This window comes from Youngiibacter multivorans (assembly GCF_017873395.1).
Classification (GTDB): domain Bacteria; phylum Bacillota; class Clostridia; order Clostridiales; family Clostridiaceae; genus Youngiibacter; species Youngiibacter multivorans.
Map to the genome: position 1 here is coordinate 1 of NZ_JAGGKC010000035.1, position 16,939 is coordinate 16,939.

The window sequence follows — 16,939 nt, forward strand, 5'->3', positions numbered from 1 at the left end:
AGGGATGGTTATTTGTTCCAGGAGCACGGAAGCTTAGCTCCTATTGAAAAAGAGATTGAGATAACGCTTAAGGACATAGATCAGCTTAATGCTATCAAGATCTGGTTACGTGGAAATGGGGATTTGGTACTATCAAGTGAGCCAGATGTGTTCTATATAGCTAAAGTAAGTGGCGGTATAGACTATAAGCGATTACTTCACCTAAGAACAGCAAAGTTAAAGTTCGTGTGCCAACCTTATGGCTATCTGGAGAGCGGATTGACGCTTCAAACCATAACTGTACCAGGAAGTCTTGTGAATCCGGGCACAGCATCTTCAAGACCAATAATCACAGTGTTTGGTACTGGTAGCATTACTCTGACAGTGAATTCAGCTAATGTGATTCTGAGTAATGTTATTGACTATGTGACCTTGAACAGCGAAATCGAGGAAGCATACAAGGATCTCCTTGGAAAGAATAACGATATGCAGGGCGAATTCTCAATACTTAATCCTGGCACAAACTTAATCTCTTGGACCGGAACAGTAACAAAGCTTGAGATAGTGCCCAATTGGAGAAATCTGTAGGAGGTGGAGGTTTGATTAGGTTATTTGAAAAAGATGCAACAACCTTCACATCCAATGGAATAAATGTTCTTAATAACCTTATAAAGGCTACCTCCAAAGAAGTCCTAAACGGTCTTTATAGTGCAGAATTTGAAGCAATTTTCGATACTACTGGGAAATGGAAAGAGATCATAGAAGGAAGGATTATTCACGCTGATGGCCAACCTTTCAGGATATATAAGACCCGTAAAGGCATGACAAGCCTTTATGTATATGCGCGTCATGTATTCTGGGACTTGGTCTACAACGAGGTCAGGGATATCAGACCTACAAATAAAGGAGCTCAAGCTGCCCTGGAAGATGTTCTTGGGGCAGCTAATTATTTGCACCCATTTACAGCTTTCTCAGATATTTCAACGCCAGCTACTCAGTACTTTATAAATAGGAACATTGTTGACTGCATCATGGGGAGCGACAGCATTATCTCCAAATGGAATGGAGAACTGAAACTAGACGGCTGGCTCATCTCGATTCTAAGTCAAAGAGGCCTGGACAATGGAGTAACCATCTCATACAGGAAAAATATTCTGAATGTGGAAGTAACAGAAGATTACGATGCACTAATAACCAGGATTAGGCCTAAAGGCAAAGACGGATTGGAGCTCCCCGAAGTTTATGTTGATAGTCCATATGTTAGTTCCTACGTATTTCCAAGGATTAAGGAAGTGGAGTTCGATATAGGCATCGACGAGGAAACATCTGAAGAAGAGGCTATAACACAGCTTAGAGAGGCTGCTACTTCCTACTTCATTGATTCTAAGTGCGACCTTCCAGTCACTAATATCAAAGTTGATATGTTAAACCTGGAGAATACTGAAGAATACAGGAATTTCAAGAACTTGGTTAAGGTGGAGCTTGGGGATACAGTAACCTGCAGGCATCTCGACTTAGGTATTGACCACAAATCAAGAATTATAAGCATTGAGAAGGATCTGCTTCTTGGCAGAACTTCAAAGGTTGAGATTGGTGACTTCAAGGAAAGGATGTCAGGGAGCATTACAAAGATTTCTGACACACAAAAAGTGTTAGCCCAGACTGTGGAGAGGAATAATTCGGACTTAAATGCAGCAATCCTAAATGCGACCACACTTCTTACGACTGCCCTTGGGGGTTACGTGCTAAAGCGAAATGGCGAGATCCTTATCATGGATACGGATGATCCAGCAACAGCTCAGAAGATATGGCGATGGAACATCAATGGCTTAGGTTACAGTTCATCAGGAATCAATGGTAACTTTCCGATTGCAATAACCAATGATGGAAGGATAAGCGCATCTTTCATTACAACAGGTGAGCTTAGTGCAAATATTGTTAAGACCGGAATCCTTCAGTCAGCTAATGGGTCCAGCTGGATTAACCTTGCTGATGGTACTTTTAGCCTAGGAGCTGGAAGGATTACAAACAATGACATAAGCTATGCTGGAACATCAATAGAGCAGGCGCTTAATGGGAAGGCTGATATGAGCACAGTTGAAGACATCAATCAGTACTTCAAGTTTGATGACGTAACAGGTCTAACCATAGGGGACAATAACAGCAACCTTAAGATAAACATCACCAATCAGCAGATGAACTTCAAGGACGGAGAAGCTACAGTTGCTTACATCAATGGTCAGATAATGTATATCAAATCAGTGCAGGTGCTGGATTCAATGGTTGTTGGAAACCATAAGGTAGAAAAATATGATGCAAATATTACTCTGGTTAGGTGGATTGGATAGGAGGTGAGTGTGATTGGCGTTATCAGGAAGTTATTCGTATGATTCATGGTACTGGTATAACGATGTTTTTTATCTAGGTTGGGACTGGAGTGCTACCCAGGATATTAATGCTAATACGAGCACCATTAGCATAGCATTCAAACTTTGGCGAAATAACACTTCGGCTGATATCAATTCAACTGCTGGAAAAACCGGAACCATTGCATGCAATGGAACAACCACAACCTTCAGTCCAAACTATGTTACCCTTTTAGATCCAACACTTGTAAGGATACTAGGAACTACGACAAGGGTAATAAATCACAACGCTGAAGGGCAGGCCTCATTCACAATTGGGGGAACACAACAGTTTAATGTTAACTTCGCAGCAGGTTACATTGGGACTGTGACTATACCTACACAGAGCTACACGCTGGATACAATTCCACGTGCTTCATTAATAACAAGCTTCCCTGACTTCACTATCGGATCCGGAGTGACAGTCACAGCTCCAAGGTATTCAACAAGTTTCACTAATACCTTCCAGATAAACATTGGTGGAACAGTAATTGAGACTACCGGTGACTTGGCTCAGGATAGTTACACTTTCTCTGCAGCACAGCTCGATGAGATTTATGCAACGATACCATCAGCAGTTTCCACTACGGCTACTGCTTATGTGACCACAAAGCTTAACGGATCTCAGATAGGAAGTACTCAGAGCGCTTCTGCTACTGCAAATGTGGGATCAGACATCATTCCAACCCTGTCGAGCGTAACAGCTGCTGAGACAGTAACTGCGGTTACCAATCTGGCACTTGGCACAAATAACTTTGCTCAAACTCTGAGTAGGATCCAATTTACGATCAATGGAGCTGCAGGGGTGAAGTCCAGCTCGGTCTCCTCTTACAAAGTGGTCTTCAATTCTGTTGCATACACCAATTCATCCAGCATAGTCGGCACCACAGGTGCAATAACCTCGACTGGAGCAATAGTTGCGACAGCAACGGTAACTGACAGCCGAGGGAGAACAAGCACTTCAAAGACTGTAACATGTACGTTATTAACGTACAATGCTCCTGAAATTACTGCTTTTTCTGCTTTCAGAAGTACAAGTGGTGGTGTTGCGTCACCACTTGGAACTTATGCTAAATACACTTCAGCTGCAACAATAAGCAGTCTAAACAGCAAGAATCAGATAACATATTCAATAAAATCAAAACTAAGGACTAGCGGAACATGGACTACCACCCATGTCAGTACCAGCCTTGCTGTTGGAACTACTTCATTAAGTGTTACTCCGGTATATGGAACCTATACGGCGACCACCAGCTACGATCTACTGTTAACGGTAACTGATAAATTCAACTCAGTGACTGCAGGATATGTGCTCTCAAGTGGTGAAGTTGCAATGTCCTGGAGTAAGACTGGAATAGGAGTCGGAAAGGTCTGGGAGCAGGGTGCCTTGGATATAGGTGGGGATGCCTACTACAAAGGAACAATATTAGAGAGTATTTTTGTATCAGGAGCTGCGACACTTATCGGAAGGACCTTATCTCCTCTGGTAACTTTATCATCAGCATCAGCCTGGGGAGACCTTCCTAATGGGTATTGTGGATTCATTTCTCATTCATCCGTAGGAGCACCTCCAGTTTCAAACTATGGCTACTTCATCAAGATTGCCTCAAGAGACATGTCTAGAGGTTGGGGAGGAATTTGGATAGACTATAGCGGCACAGGTAATGCATTCTTTGGTAGGACTACAGATGGAAATGTGGCTGCTTCATGGACTAGGATTTACACCTCTGATGCTGCAGTTTCACATGCTCACGATAATACTTCAATTTCCCTTTCTGACTATGTTAGTGGCACTACTCCAAAGGTTGCTGGCATCATCTCAGGAACAGGAGCTCCTCCAACAGCAAGCACAGTGCCTACAGGAACTGTGTACCTGAAGTATGTGTAAGGAGAAGATTAATGGGAACAGTAACAATAAACGCAAATGTAGACAATAACTGCCTTCAGGATGGACCTAACAGCGTATATCGAACTGCAACAAGTAACACTTTAAGGCAGACAAGCACCACAGCTCGAATAATGGCCCTTAACTGGGACCTAAGCTCTATCCCTGCAAACTGCAGGATAAACTCGGCTACTCTGTATCTCAGGCTTTATAGTCTTGAGTCTGGGGCAGCGACAATCTATGCGCAGAGATGGCTTGCAGCATGGGGCGCAACCACAATAACCTGGAACAACATGCCGTCAGCTGCAGGTGATGGGGACAACTCGGTGAGCACAGGAACCACTCTTAACGTTGATGTAGCAGTACCAGTAACAAATATCGTGAGAGCCTGGTATGAAGGTGGAGCAGGGAAGTATGGAATCAAGGTCCTATCCAGCACCGCAACAATGGCATACTTCAGAACTCAGGAGAGTGCAGCGCCAAACAACGCATACAACCCAAGGCTCTATGTTGATTACAGTGAGGTCCCGGCTTTCCAGGTAAATGTAGGTGACGTTTGGAAGCAGCCTTCAGCCATGTATGTGAATATTAGCGATACCTGGCGTCAAGTGGTACAAGCCTATGTAAATGTGGGAGATGTATGGAGAGAGGTAAAGTAAGGAGGAAGAAATGATAAGCCACATAACAATATATAAGTATGACGACAGCTATCAGATCAGGTACTTCAAGGATACAGTTTCCAATGAGATTGTGATTCAGAAAGCAACTGAGGAACTAAGAACGGTCATTGAGAGTCTGGTAGATCTGCTTGAAGAGGATCTACTTCCTGAAGAGAAGATAATAGAACTGACAGCTGAGGTTTTACGAGTCAACATTCAAAAGGAAGAAGTGGTGAATCTAAATATTAAGTACAAGGAAACGCTCCTGGAGACTGAGTTAACAGCTGAACAGATGCTTGAACTCATGGAAATCTATCCTGAATGGGAACCAGTGCGTGACTACTCTGCTGGCAACATTTTGAGGTATGAGAGTAAGCTTTATGAAGTCCTTGCACCCGGTCACATATCACAGGTAGATTGGACTCCGGATGCCACTCCAGCTCTATTTAAGAAGATTGTGCCTGAAGGTGTGATCCCTGAATGGATCCAACCAACAGGTAGTCATGATGCCTATAACATAGGAAACAGAGTAACATTCAATGATTTAGTATATGAGTCCATCATCGATAGTAATGTTTGGAGTCCGGAAGCATATCCAGCAGGATGGCAACAGGTTAATTAGTTTAGACCAAATTCCCTCTTTATTTAAAAGAACATATGTTCTATAATGATTACACAAGGAAAGAGGGAGTGATAAGAATGCAGACCAATCTCTTAGAAGTTGAGACACTAGCATACAGCAAACCAGGAGAACCACCGAGGCCTGTGACATTCAGGTTCATGATAAATGACGAGTACATGAAAGGCTCCATCAAGAAGATCAGAGACAAAAAGACTGAGAAGTTAGCAGGGAACATCATGTACACGTATCTATGTGACGCGGTGGTGGAGGATAGACCAACGACTGTAAAAATGAAGTATGAGCGGGACACCATGAAGTGGTACCTGTACAACCTATAAATAAAAAAGTGAAGGAGACCTAATATGGCTGAAATTAAATATGAGGTAACTGCAAAATACGGAGTGCTTTCCACAAACAAATCTGGCTGGACCAAGGAAGTAAGAAGCATATCCTGGAATGATAAGGAAGCGAAGTTTGATATTCGCGAGTGGGCACCAGGGGATGAAAAGATGGGAAAGGGCATAACGCTGTCAACCGAAGAAATGCGTGAGCTCAAGAAAATACTAAATGGACTCGATTTGTAGTCTGAAACTGTGCCATTTAAGCACCTCCAGCATATATAGATTCTGGAGGTGTTTGCTTTGTATGAATGTTTGATTTGTGGTGGAGAACTAATAGCCATAGATTATGATCTGGTCTGTGAAAAGAAAAAGCTAATGAGAAAGTACCACATGTTCTGTTTTAACTGTGGCGATGAATCCATTATGGATGTCCCAGATACGCGTGACAGTAAGCTTCAGAAAGGAATTCTTGCGGAAATGAGAAAAGAACCAGATATTTATGTTTAAAAACTAATCTCCTCAGCATAATAAGCTTGGGAGGGGATAGTGTGGTAGTTGTAGAATGCGGTTGTGGTAAGAAACAGGTCCTGCACGATTATCGGATTACAATGGATGATTGTGTAACGTTCAGGGAGTACTCTGGCAAATGTAAATGCGGTGAAAAGCTAAGTATGACGGATGTTAATCTTAAGGATCTTGAAAAAAGCAGATACTTGAACTAAACGATGAAAGCGTCTTGGAAAGCCAAGGCGTTTTATTATGCGCAAAAATAAGGAGGAACAACGAATGAAAGAAGTGTGGAATAGCATACAATATGCCTTTGCGGCAATAGGAGGGTGGTTGGGATGGTTTATGGGAGGATTTGATGGATTTCTATATGCCTTGGTAGTTGTCGTAACAATTGACTACATTACTGGTGTAATGTGCGCAATCCTTGACCGTAAGATCTCCAGTGATATTGGGGGAAAGGGAATATTCAGAAAGGTAGTCATTTTTTCACTTGTGGCACTTGGAAACATCATAGATATCAATATTCTGGGTAAGGTTGGAGTAATACGGACTGCGGTGATTTTCTTCTATATATCTAATGAGGGAATAAGCATCTTGGAGAACGCTACAAGATTAGGTCTGCCTATTCCTGAGAAACTAAGAGATGTTCTGCAGCAGCTAAACGAAGGGGGAGACAAAGATGGGAACTAAGAAAATATACCTGTCACCGAGCAATCAGCCGGACAATAAATATGTTGTGGGCAATACAAATGAGAAATTTGAGATGGAGGCAGTAGCAGTTAAAATCAAGCAAATCCTGGATGCAGAATATGAATGCGAGACTGTAGTAGCTACTACAAATCTAACCATTAACGCTTCAGGAAGGCCAAAGGAAGCCAAGGATAAGGGCTGCGATGTCTATTTGGCCATTCACTCGAATGCAGGTGGAAAGGGAAAAGCCAGCGGTGCTGTGGCCTTCTATCATCCTAACAGTGATGGAAGCAAGGAACTGTCTAGAAACATTGTCAGAGAGCTTAATGCAATCTGCCCGATACGGTCAAACAGAGACACTGCTGTGAAAAATGGTATGGAGCTCTATGCTGGATATGGCCTTGCTGAGGTAAGGAATCCAAACAAGATAGGGATAACAGCAGTACTCGCAGAGACTGACTTCCACGATAACCCGGCCACAGCAAAATGGATCATAGACAACAAGGATAAGATAGCGAGGGCTTATGTTGAGGCTCTTGTAAAAACTTTTGGAATTACGAAGAAGGTGCAGACAACTGAAGGCAAACTTTATCGGGTCCAGGCTGGTGCGTTCAAAGAAAAGGAGAATGCAGAGGCGCTTGTGACTAAGCTTAAGGCTGCAGGATTTGAGAGCTTCATAAAATATGACTAATGGGTAACGAGGAGACACATATGACAAAAGAACAGTTTGAGCGAGAGAAAGATTACCGAATTTCCAAGGCAGTGGCGAAATCAATCCTAAATCAAAATATCATAAACAATGAAGATTTTCGCAAAATAAACAACCTGCTGATTGCTAGATATAAACCAATGATTGGCAGTTTATAGCTATATATGTAGTTGCTATGTATCAAAATGAGAGTTAACATTGGTGCTGAAAGGAGGAGATCAAATGGCCCGAATCATAAGAGTAATCAAGGCTTCAGCACCATCAAAATTTGTGAAAAAGAAAGTTGCTGCATATGCGAGAGTGTCATCAGACAAGGACTCAATGCACCAGTCACTTTCTGCTCAAATAAGCTACTTCAGTGATTTGATTCAAAGGAATCCTGAGTGGGAATTTGTTAGAATATATGCAGATGAAGCTAAGACCGGCACTAAGGATACCAGGGAAGAGTTTCAGAACATGCTAAGTGACTGTAGAGAAGGCAAGATTGATCTGATAATCACAAAGTCAGTCTCAAGGTTTGCTAGAAATACACTGACAATGCTTGAGGTTGTAAGAGAACTTAAAGCACTTAACATTGATGTGTACTTTGAAAAAGAAAATATTCATTCGATAAGCGGGGATGGTGAGCTAATGCTAACTATCCTCGCTTCTTTTGCTCAAGCAGAAAGTTTATCTGTAAGCGAGAACTGTAAGTGGCGAGTAAGGAAAAGCTATGCAGAAGGTGAATCCATAAACTTACGATTTATATACGGTTACGATATTTCAGGAAGGTCCATTTCAATTAATGAATTTGAAGCTCAGATTGTTAGACGGATCTTCAATGACTATATTAGTGGGATTGGTGCAACTAGGATAGCCAATGACCTTAGAACTCAAGATGTTAAGAGGCCTCGTGGCGGTGTTTGGACTTCGGCTAAAGTAATGAAGATCATTAAGAATGAGAAATACGTTGGAGATTCACTCCTTCAAAAAAGATATGTGTCAAACCATTTAGAGAAGAAACTGATAAACAACAATGGAGCATTACCCCAGTACTATGTAAGGAACTCACATCCTGCCATAGTATCCAGAGAAATCTTTGATGAAGCGAATAAGATTTTGAAGGAAAGGACCGCGGGAGTAGCTAGCAAAAAAGTAACTTGGAGTCCGCTTAGAGGTTTAGTCAAATGCACAGAATGCGGGAAATACTACAGAAGAAAACATAATCATGGAAGAGTGTATCTAGTCTGTGGGAGTGTCATCGACTACGGTAAAGATGCTTGTAAATCGAAATATGTGAGAGAAAGTAGGTTTACTGAGTTACTAAAAAGAACTCTTGGGATTGACTGCTTGGAGAAAGATTTGATCAGAAAACAGATACAGACAGTACTAATTAATTCAGATGGATCCATAACGATTAACTTGGTAAGTGGAAAGAGCATATACTTTGAGGAGGGTTGTGAATGAGCTTAGCAAAAGCAATTACGGTTATTCCGGCTGCAAAGAAATTTAGCGAGATATCTTCAAGCACCTGGACGACGAAGAAGCGAGTCGCAGCCTACGCCAGGGTATCCACTGATAATGAGGAACAGCTATCGAGTTTTGAAGCGCAAAGGAACTACTACGCGCAATACATAAGATCAAAGTCTGAGTGGACGTTTGTCGAGGTTTATGCGGATGAAGGTATTTCAGCGACAAGCACGAAAAAGAGAGACGGCTTCAATCGAATGGTCAATGATGCGCTAGATGGGAAGATTGACCTGATAATTACCAAGTCAGTCTCGAGATTTGCAAGGAACACTGTAGACACACTGACCACGGTTAGAAAACTTAAGGAGCAGGAGGTAGAGGTCTATTTCGAGAAGGAGAACATTTATACATTAGATAGCAAGGGAGAGTTGCTCATTACGATAATGTCCAGCCTTGCGCAAGAAGAATCGCGAAGCATTAGTGAAAATGTAACCTGGGGCCAGAGAAAGAGATTCGCAGAAGGAAAGGTGAACTTACCTTACGGACAATTCTTAGGCTATGAAAAAGGTGAAGATAATCTTCCAAAGATTGTCGAGAAAGAAGCTCAAGTGGTCAGAAAGATATATAGACTCTTTCTTGAAGGCAAGACTCCAAGCGGGATAGCGAAGATACTAACTGATGAAAAGATCCCTTCTCCTGGAGGTAAAGAGAAATGGCCAGTAAGTACAGTCACAAGCATTCTTACAAATGAGAAATACAAGGGAGATGCAATACTACAAAAAGCGTTTACTGTGGATTTTCTAACCAAGAAAAAGAAGAAGAATGAAGGGGAAATCCCCATGTACTATGTTGAGAACAGCCATCCAAGCATAGTGAGTTCGGATGTGTTTGATCAGGTACAATACGAACTAAAAATCCGGAAGAAACATAACGGGTATAAGACAGGAGTAAGTTGCTTCTCAGGTAGAATAAAATGTGGTCAATGTGGCTGCTATTATGGGAGTAAAGTCTGGCACTCGAACAGCAAGTATAGAAGGGTTATCTGGCAATGCAATCACAAGTATCAAGATGAAGAGAAATGCAGCACTCCACATATTTATGAGGAGAACTTGAAAAAGGCATTCATTGAGGAGCTGAACAAAATTCTACTTAACCAGGACAAGGTCATCTCAGATCTAAGACTGATTTCACATGAGATCTTCGATTCAAACAAACTGATTGAGAAGGAGTTATACCTTAAAAATGAACTCACTATTGTTGAAAACCTAATTGAAAAATGTATAAAAGACAACGCCTTGGTTGCATGTGACCAGAATGAGTACAGTATAAGGTACAATGAGTTATTAAAAAGACATGAAAATAAAAAGTCTGAACTTAACAGATTAGTACAGCAGAGGGCGGATGCCAGCACAAAGAAACGTAGTTTAGAGGAGTTGGTAAGGAGGATTGAGGAGCAGGAGATCATTCTAACCTCGTTTGACGAGGAATTATGGATTTCCTTGGTAGATAGTGTAGTAATCCAGCCAAGTGGAGAAATGTTATTCAATTTCCAGGGTAAGATTTTTTAGCTAATGTAAATGACTATGTGGGTTCTTTGGAACAGCATAGTCATTTTTTTGTTTGCATCATGTTGAAAAAATCGTATTAAGCGCTTAGATTCATATTTTAGGATAAATGATGATAGTTACGGATTTTGCAAAGTATATTGCACAAAAACCATAAAACACAGAATAAAATGCTTGCCATAATATTTAATGTGCAGTATATTATAAATAACCCGCAATGTTTTCAAATAATGTGCAGTAAAATGGACGAATAGAGGTGAGATATTATGAAATAAAAATCGTGAACGATATATTGTACGCTTGGGATTGAGGCATATAAGTTGAAACTGGTAGGTTTGTCTTTGGAGCATGGGTAATAAAATATCAAGTATAGTATTGGAGGACTTATTAAATGCAAAAAAAAATAACTCTTAGAAATCTCCTTGATAAAGAAGGATTGATCGTTGCGCCAGGTTGCCACGATGCCTTTGGAGCAAAAATTATTGAACATGTCGGGTTTGAAGTAGCTTATATGACAGGTAATGGTACTTCAGCCAGCTTAATTGGAAAGCCTGACCTTGGTCTAATTACTGCGTCCGAGATGGTAACTCATGCGAGAGGGATTGTTTCGGCAGTAAACATACCCATAATTTGTGATTGTGACAATGGTTATGGCGGTGTAAATAATGTTATTAGAGCAGTAGAAGAATATGAGGCAGCTGGGGTATCGGCAATACACATAGAAGACCAGGATATGCCGAAAAAATGTGCAGCTCTGGGAGATATAAAGTTCATCGCCAAAGAAGAACTTACTGAAAAAATTAAAGCTGCCGTACATGCAAGGAAAGATAAAAACTTTACGATTATTGCACGTACAGACTGCCGTAGTGCTTTGGGGTTAAAGGAAGCAATTAGCCGTGGCCAAGCCTGTGCAAATGCGGGTGCTGATGTAGTCTATATTGAATTACTAGAGTCTATCGATGAAATGAAGGAAGTAGTTAGAAGTATCGATGCCCCAGTGATGTTCGATATGCTGGAACATTTCAGGATGCCTTATATAAATGTTAAGGAATTGGAGAATATCGGATATAAACTGGTTGTTTTCCCTCTTTCCTCCACACTGACATATGCTAAATCAATATTAGGTTTAATGACTTCGTTAAAAGAAACTGGCACAACAGAAGCTTTCCTGGATAAAATGCTGACTTTAAAAGAATATGAACACTTACTAGGATATGACATGATTGAACGAAGAGAAATTGCTATACGTAAGCAGTGTTAATAAGACAAAAGAATTGGCTCGTATGAAAGGAGAACTCGAAATGGAAAACAACAAACGCATTATTATTCTGATGGTCGCTCTGTTTTTCACTTTTGTTTTTGGATACGTTTGTCCAACGTGGGCAACTGTCACCCCCATGGGTTTAAAAATCCTTGGTGCTTTGCTTGGCTGGCTCGTTCTAGCTGCTAGCGGATTTGGCCTGATTGTCCCCAGCCTAATTGCACTAGTTGCGGTTCAACTTTCTGGCTATTATACCGTCGCTGAAATCTTTTCGAAAGGCATTGGCTCCACCGTAAATATACTCGTAATATTCATTTTTGTCTTGGTGGAGGTGTTCTCTTCTAGCAAGACAGCCGAATACATTGTCAGGTCGTTCCTTTCCCGGAAATTCGTCAATGGGCATCCCTATGTGTTGACTGCAACATTTTTGGTCACGATGGTGGCTCTGGGGACTATTGTGGGTTCCCTCGGTATAATCATGCTTGCAATTGTTCTCCTTGAAAACATCGCAACTATTGCCGGCATTAACAAGACGGATGACTGGGCTCGCTTTTTGCTGATCAGCATTGTCGCTCTTTCTGGCGTCACGGAGCTCCTGTTCCCTTTCAAACCGTTTGCGCAAATTTTCATAGGCCTTTTTAACAGCTCCCTTAAGATTATGAATGTTTCTATCAATGAAGGTACCTATTTTCTGACAGGTACCATCATTGCGGCAATCGCTATTATCCTTTTAATGCTAGAAGCTCGATTTCTATTCCACTTTAATTTTGATAAGTTGAAGGCACTGGATACGTCTGTCCTAAAAACAAATGAATTCTCCAAAATGTCCAAAAAGCAGGGAGTCATTTTGATCACAGTACTTCTTTCTTTCTTTCTTCTATCCTGCCATCATTTTGCTGTTCCCCTCAGATTCCGCTATTTTCACGACACTAAATGGTCTTGGACAGGCCCTCTTTATGGCTGCTTGCGTCGCTTTCCTCAGTATTCTTAAAATTGACGGAGAACCAGTCATAGAACCCGCCAAAACCTTTGCCAAAGCCGTTAACTGGGACATCGTTTTCGCTATTGCTTGTGTAACCTTGCTGGGGAACGCATTAGGGGCAAATAATTCCGGTTTTACGCCGTGGTTGCTCGGCATTTTCACAGAACAGTTCAACAATATTGGCATTATTCCCATTCTGATCCTGACTGCTTTAGCAGCCTGCTTACTGACGCAAGTCTTCTCGAACTTGGCCACCGGAATGATCCTCTGCTCTGTCCTTGCGCCAATGTCCATCTTATTCTATAGCCGTGGAATCAACGTCTCTGTTTTTCCAGCGCTTATTGGTATTGGCACGTGTTCCGCCTGTTTGATTCCTGCCGGTAGCGGCCAGGCCGCCATTATGCTGTCAACCAAGATTTTTGAAAATGGTAGCAGTTGGGCAATGAAAAAAGGCTTGGTTGTTCTGGCGGCTGTCACCATTGCCTGTGCACTATCTACCATCATTGTTGCTTATATTTAATACAGGACTTATGCATTTGATGAAAAATAACCCCAAAGCAAAATCCGAAAATATTTTTACTAAGCCCAGTGAATTGTTGATGGGACTTTCGAAGGGCTGGGTGCTGACGCTGGGATTGGAAATCTACAAGCAATCATCGCCGTATATGAAAATCAGGTATGCTTACGCGGTTGTGAAAAATACAGTGCATATAAAGAAGAATTAACCTAATTGTGAACTGCACCCCAATAGTTAGACATGTGATATGATAAACATGCCTAACGAGAGGAGTGCAGTTGTTGTATGGTGAAATATTCATTGGAATTTAAGCTGGAAGTAGTAAAAGTGTAATAGAGGATATGGTATCAGCGTCAGAAGCTGCTAGAACAATCAACGTCAATAGAAGTGAAGTTCTGAAATGGATAGCAGCATACCAAGCCCATGGATTAAATGGAATAGAAAAGTAGCGTATTAGAACTTTCTTAGGAATCTGAGATATGTCCCCTAAAAAGGTTAGTATGATAACTATCTTGACAAATAACGTTATTCCAATGGATAATGACGATAGATAAAGCAACCGAAAAGTTCAAAAACGGATATAACTGAAATATTCGCCAGTGGCTCATAAATCAACATCAAATCTTAACACAAACAATCAACGATTGTTACAATGCTTGATCTGCAGAGCAATAGTGATGATTGAAAGGTAGAGAGGTTAATAAATGAATATAGGAGACCAGTTAAAACAAACCAGAGAAAGAAAAGGACTTTCCTTACGAGAAGTAGGTGAAAAAGCAGGGCTGTCAGCTAGTTTTATTGGTCAAGTTGAACGAGATGAAACCAGCCCTTCCATGCGTTCAATTAAAAGCATAACAGATGCTCTTGGAGTTAAATTAGCTGATTTATTAAACTCTGTTGAGAGTCAGCAAGAAGATTCCTCGCATGTAGTTGCTTTAGATAATAGAAGGAAAGTTGAGAATCTATTTCCCGGATTAGAAATGTATTATCTCACTCCTAAGGGAAAAAAGGATTTTATGGTAGCAATGCTATATGCAAAACCAGGGTCATCCTCAGGGGATGACTTCAGCATACATGATGGTGAGGAGTTTGGATATATCATCAGTGGCATGCTTTGGTTTTGGATGGATGGAAATGAATATAATCTCCGTGAAGGAGACAGCATAAGCCTAAATTCTTCTATACCACATAGATGGGAGAATAGAAGCTCATCACCGTGTACCTCTTTGTGGGTGACAACACCCCCAGCATATTAATTAGACGAAAAATTCCCTTCGCTATAACCGGCAGAAGGGTTTTTATTTTTCAAGTTTATTTATCAAAATAATTATTGATTTTATTAATCAACTCTATACTTTGGCTCACTCTGGTTTTTAAGAATATTTAACAGATGTGTTTTTACTGTGTTGGGACTAATAAAAGTCTTTTCCCAATTTCGGCATTATTAAGGCCATCCAGAATCAGTCTGACAATTTCTATTTCTTGTAATGATCAAGTAATTTTGCAACACCACTATCTAGTTTGATCCAACTGATATCGTGCCTGAAAAGGCGTTCGGTAATCATAAAAAGAATGTGGCCGAATTTGGTTGTACCAGCCATAAGCATATTCGAAAATAGCCTGCTCAACTCTTCATCCACTTGGAAATTGAAACGATTAATCAGTTCTGCTTCGAAAGTGTTGTAATATCGTTACATCGGTAAAAGAATTCGGGAGGTGGCCTTTTCTCTTCGAGCCTCCTCCCGTTCTGATTCTCAATTTACTAGACTGAGTTAGGTAAAAACATAGAATATCTAAGGGTCAATTGAGATTAAAAGTTTCTTCCTGCTCATGTCTAAGTTTCCACAAAACTGATCCTGACATGTCTTCTATCATTGAATAGTCGATAATTTCTCCATATTTAATATCCCTAACAGCCCTATTTCCAGTAATCATGTGGCCAGGGACTGGACTGGTGTGTGACTTTTTTGAAGCGGGTAGAATAAGAGCTTTAAGCTTCAGGTCATGATCGTTACCTAATAATTCACCCTTCATGATATCTCGTTCAGCTCTCTTAGCTAGATCGAAGCTAGGGATATATTCTAATGTGCCTGTATCTACACCTAAAAATGCAGCAGAAAGTATTGATGTAGCTACTTCAACTCCACACAAATGATAAGGCCTGTAAATAACCACTGTGGAAAGATCGTAATTTGGAATTTGTCCCTTTGTGGCAAGGATATAATTGGAATAAGCATTATCGCACTTAACTACCATATAGACACCGCCACCCATGCCGGATTCATCCTCTCTTCGAAGGTTTGTATGCACGTCAATAACACCAGTTACAGGATAAATGCCGTTGGTTTCCCTTGTGCAGTATGCAATAGGAAGTTCTGTGATTCTTAATGAGGCCTGAGTTAGTTCTGGACACGACGGTTTAAAGCCGATAGCATTAGCAACTATAACCATTTCACATAGATCAAACGCACCTGCATTTGGCAATCCCTTTAGAAGCTCTGCTCTCTTTTTGATATATTCGTCTGATTGTCCTTCTGGTATTTTATTGAAATATTTAATGTCTTCGTCAAGGATATGTACAACATAGTCTTCATGTACAGTGATTCCATCAGCTTTTATAGATACTGTATTATTTTTCTCATCCAAGATAAACTCGCCATCTCTTGCCTTCCCAGCAGATATTACTGTGAGTCCGATAAGTTTTGCCCATTCAACTAGCGCCATTAATAGAGCGGGTTGATCCCCATCAACTGGGGTGTATACTACGCCATACTCCTTAGCTTTCCTTTTAAGGATTGGACCCACGACTGAATCCATTTCTTTACTTATTGAAACAACATGTTTTTTGCTCTTTATTGCTTCAAGGCTATACTTTGCGCTTGCTTCAGGTACCCCTGTTCCCTCGCATACTACCTCAATAGACGGAATATCCATTATTATCATTGGATCATCTGTATAGACGTATTTACCATCTTTAATTAATTTTTCCGCTTCTCTGGCATCTTTCGAGTAGACAATCAAATTCTCAGATATTCCAGTCTTAATAAACGCAGCTCTCGCATTTTCCAGACTTATATCAGCAACAATATGAACCGCAACATTTGGAGTGCTTAATTGTTGTGTTACAACTGCCGTTCCAAAATGACCCGCCCCTATTATTGCTGTTTCTACTTGCCTGTTCTTGAATTTGTTGAACAAATGATGATAAATCATGATATCACTCCTTGAAATTGTTTAAAAATATTAAAGCAATAATCATGCCAATTAATATCATAAACAATTTCAAACTAAATTGGCAAATTGTTGCCAAAAGTGTTGCAGTTAGTGTTGTGGCAACTGTTGCGTTGCTGTAATATACTTGGTAA

The 16,939-nt window shown here is 40.8% G+C and carries 19 protein-coding genes; 18 read left to right on the top strand and 1 reads right to left on the bottom strand.

Annotated features, from left to right (window positions below):
* From J2Z34_RS15600 to J2Z34_RS15685, 18 genes are all read left to right on the top strand, one after another.
* A partial coding sequence (locus J2Z34_RS15600) for a distal tail protein Dit (RefSeq protein ID WP_209460798.1) occupies positions 1–567 on the top strand: 567 nt, incomplete at its 5' end.
* 11 nt (positions 568–578) lie between these two features.
* Positions 579–2,327, top strand: a complete 1,749-nt coding sequence (locus tag J2Z34_RS15605; protein WP_209460799.1) for a phage tail spike protein — start codon at positions 579–581, stop codon at positions 2,325–2,327.
* A 13-nt stretch (positions 2,328–2,340) separates the two neighbouring features.
* Positions 2,341–4,272 carry a DUF859 family phage minor structural protein gene (locus tag J2Z34_RS15610; RefSeq protein ID WP_209460800.1) on the top strand — a complete coding sequence of 644 codons (1,932 nt, stop codon included), beginning with the start codon at positions 2,341–2,343 and terminating at the stop codon, positions 4,270–4,272.
* An 11-nt stretch (positions 4,273–4,283) separates the two neighbouring features.
* Complete coding sequence (locus tag J2Z34_RS15615; RefSeq protein WP_209460801.1) at positions 4,284–4,928, top strand: DNRLRE domain-containing protein; 645 nt, start codon at positions 4,284–4,286, stop codon at positions 4,926–4,928.
* 10 nt (positions 4,929–4,938) lie between these two features.
* Entirely contained in the window at positions 4,939–5,550 is a 612-nt protein-coding gene (locus J2Z34_RS15620) for a carbohydrate-binding protein (protein WP_209460802.1), read from the top strand.
* 35 nt (positions 5,551–5,585) lie between these two features.
* Positions 5,586–5,888, top strand: a complete 303-nt coding sequence (locus tag J2Z34_RS15625) for a hypothetical protein (RefSeq protein WP_209460803.1) — start codon at positions 5,586–5,588, stop codon at positions 5,886–5,888.
* Positions 5,889–5,912: 24 nt separating this feature from the next.
* Positions 5,913–6,134: a YdbC family protein gene (locus tag J2Z34_RS15630; RefSeq protein WP_209460804.1), complete on the top strand. Its 222-nt coding sequence runs from the start codon at positions 5,913–5,915 to the stop codon at positions 6,132–6,134.
* A 57-nt stretch (positions 6,135–6,191) separates the two neighbouring features.
* Entirely contained in the window at positions 6,192–6,398 is a 207-nt protein-coding gene (locus J2Z34_RS15635; RefSeq protein WP_209460805.1) for a hypothetical protein, read from the top strand.
* Positions 6,399–6,439: 41 nt separating this feature from the next.
* Positions 6,440–6,613 carry a hypothetical protein gene (locus J2Z34_RS15640; RefSeq protein WP_209460806.1) on the top strand — a complete coding sequence of 58 codons (174 nt, stop codon included), beginning with the start codon at positions 6,440–6,442 and terminating at the stop codon, positions 6,611–6,613.
* A gap of 64 nt (positions 6,614–6,677) precedes the next feature.
* Entirely contained in the window at positions 6,678–7,091 is a 414-nt protein-coding gene (locus J2Z34_RS15645; protein WP_209460807.1) for a phage holin family protein, read from the top strand.
* A complete protein-coding gene (locus J2Z34_RS15650) occupies positions 7,081–7,782 on the top strand; it encodes an N-acetylmuramoyl-L-alanine amidase (RefSeq protein ID WP_209460808.1) in 702 nt (233 codons plus the stop codon). The genes J2Z34_RS15645 and J2Z34_RS15650 overlap by 11 nt, the downstream gene beginning before the upstream one ends.
* A 20-nt stretch (positions 7,783–7,802) precedes the next feature.
* Positions 7,803–7,958: an SHOCT domain-containing protein gene (locus tag J2Z34_RS15655; RefSeq protein WP_023386767.1), complete on the top strand. Its 156-nt coding sequence runs from the start codon at positions 7,803–7,805 to the stop codon at positions 7,956–7,958.
* 64 nt (positions 7,959–8,022) lie between these two features.
* On the top strand, positions 8,023–9,246 hold the full coding sequence (locus J2Z34_RS15660) for a recombinase family protein (protein WP_209460809.1): 1,224 nt from the start codon (positions 8,023–8,025) through the stop codon (positions 9,244–9,246).
* Positions 9,243–10,817 (top strand): recombinase family protein, encoded by a 1,575-nt coding sequence (locus J2Z34_RS15665; RefSeq protein WP_209460810.1) that lies wholly within the window; start codon positions 9,243–9,245, stop codon positions 10,815–10,817. Before J2Z34_RS15660 ends, J2Z34_RS15665 begins: the two co-directional genes overlap by 4 nt.
* A gap of 388 nt (positions 10,818–11,205) precedes the next feature.
* Positions 11,206–12,075 (top strand): isocitrate lyase/PEP mutase family protein, encoded by an 870-nt coding sequence (locus J2Z34_RS15670; protein ID WP_209460811.1) that lies wholly within the window; start codon positions 11,206–11,208, stop codon positions 12,073–12,075.
* A gap of 40 nt (positions 12,076–12,115) precedes the next feature.
* Entirely contained in the window at positions 12,116–13,066 is a 951-nt protein-coding gene (locus J2Z34_RS15675) for a hypothetical protein (protein WP_209460812.1), read from the top strand.
* Positions 13,032–13,577 carry a hypothetical protein gene (locus J2Z34_RS15680; RefSeq protein WP_209460813.1) on the top strand — a complete coding sequence of 182 codons (546 nt, stop codon included), beginning with the start codon at positions 13,032–13,034 and terminating at the stop codon, positions 13,575–13,577. The genes J2Z34_RS15675 and J2Z34_RS15680 overlap by 35 nt, the downstream gene beginning before the upstream one ends.
* Positions 13,578–14,278: 701 nt before the next feature.
* Positions 14,279–14,830, top strand: coding sequence for a cupin domain-containing protein (locus J2Z34_RS15685; RefSeq protein ID WP_209460814.1), 552 nt, complete (start codon positions 14,279–14,281; stop codon positions 14,828–14,830).
* A 544-nt stretch (positions 14,831–15,374) separates the two neighbouring features.
* Here the strand turns inward: J2Z34_RS15685 and J2Z34_RS15690 are convergent.
* Entirely contained in the window at positions 15,375–16,787 is a 1,413-nt protein-coding gene (locus J2Z34_RS15690; protein ID WP_209460815.1) for an NAD(P)H-dependent oxidoreductase, read from the bottom strand.
* Between the last annotated feature and the right edge of the window lie 152 nt (positions 16,788–16,939).

Excerpts from the sequence above, each read along its gene's own strand:
- J2Z34_RS15615 (WP_209460801.1), top strand. The coding sequence starts at position 4,284 with ATGGGAACAGTAACAATAAACGCAAATGTAGACAATAACTGCCTTCAG.
- J2Z34_RS15620 (WP_209460802.1), top strand. The coding sequence starts at position 4,939 with ATGATAAGCCACATAACAATATATAAGTATGACGACAGCTATCAGATC.
- J2Z34_RS15625 (WP_209460803.1), top strand. The coding sequence starts at position 5,586 with ATGTTCTATAATGATTACACAAGGAAAGAGGGAGTGATAAGAATGCAG.
- J2Z34_RS15630 (WP_209460804.1), top strand. The coding sequence starts at position 5,913 with ATGGCTGAAATTAAATATGAGGTAACTGCAAAATACGGAGTGCTTTCC.
- J2Z34_RS15645 (WP_209460807.1), top strand. The coding sequence starts at position 6,678 with ATGAAAGAAGTGTGGAATAGCATACAATATGCCTTTGCGGCAATAGGA.
- J2Z34_RS15650 (WP_209460808.1), top strand. The coding sequence starts at position 7,081 with ATGGGAACTAAGAAAATATACCTGTCACCGAGCAATCAGCCGGACAAT.
- J2Z34_RS15655 (WP_023386767.1), top strand. The coding sequence starts at position 7,803 with ATGACAAAAGAACAGTTTGAGCGAGAGAAAGATTACCGAATTTCCAAG.
- J2Z34_RS15660 (WP_209460809.1), top strand. The coding sequence starts at position 8,023 with ATGGCCCGAATCATAAGAGTAATCAAGGCTTCAGCACCATCAAAATTT.
- J2Z34_RS15665 (WP_209460810.1), top strand. The coding sequence starts at position 9,243 with ATGAGCTTAGCAAAAGCAATTACGGTTATTCCGGCTGCAAAGAAATTT.
- J2Z34_RS15670 (WP_209460811.1), top strand. The coding sequence starts at position 11,206 with ATGCAAAAAAAAATAACTCTTAGAAATCTCCTTGATAAAGAAGGATTG.
- J2Z34_RS15675 (WP_209460812.1), top strand. The coding sequence starts at position 12,116 with ATGGAAAACAACAAACGCATTATTATTCTGATGGTCGCTCTGTTTTTC.
- J2Z34_RS15680 (WP_209460813.1), top strand. The coding sequence starts at position 13,032 with ATGGCTGCTTGCGTCGCTTTCCTCAGTATTCTTAAAATTGACGGAGAA.
- J2Z34_RS15685 (WP_209460814.1), top strand. The coding sequence starts at position 14,279 with ATGAATATAGGAGACCAGTTAAAACAAACCAGAGAAAGAAAAGGACTT.
- J2Z34_RS15690 (WP_209460815.1), bottom strand. The coding sequence starts at position 16,787 with ATGATTTATCATCATTTGTTCAACAAATTCAAGAACAGGCAAGTAGAA.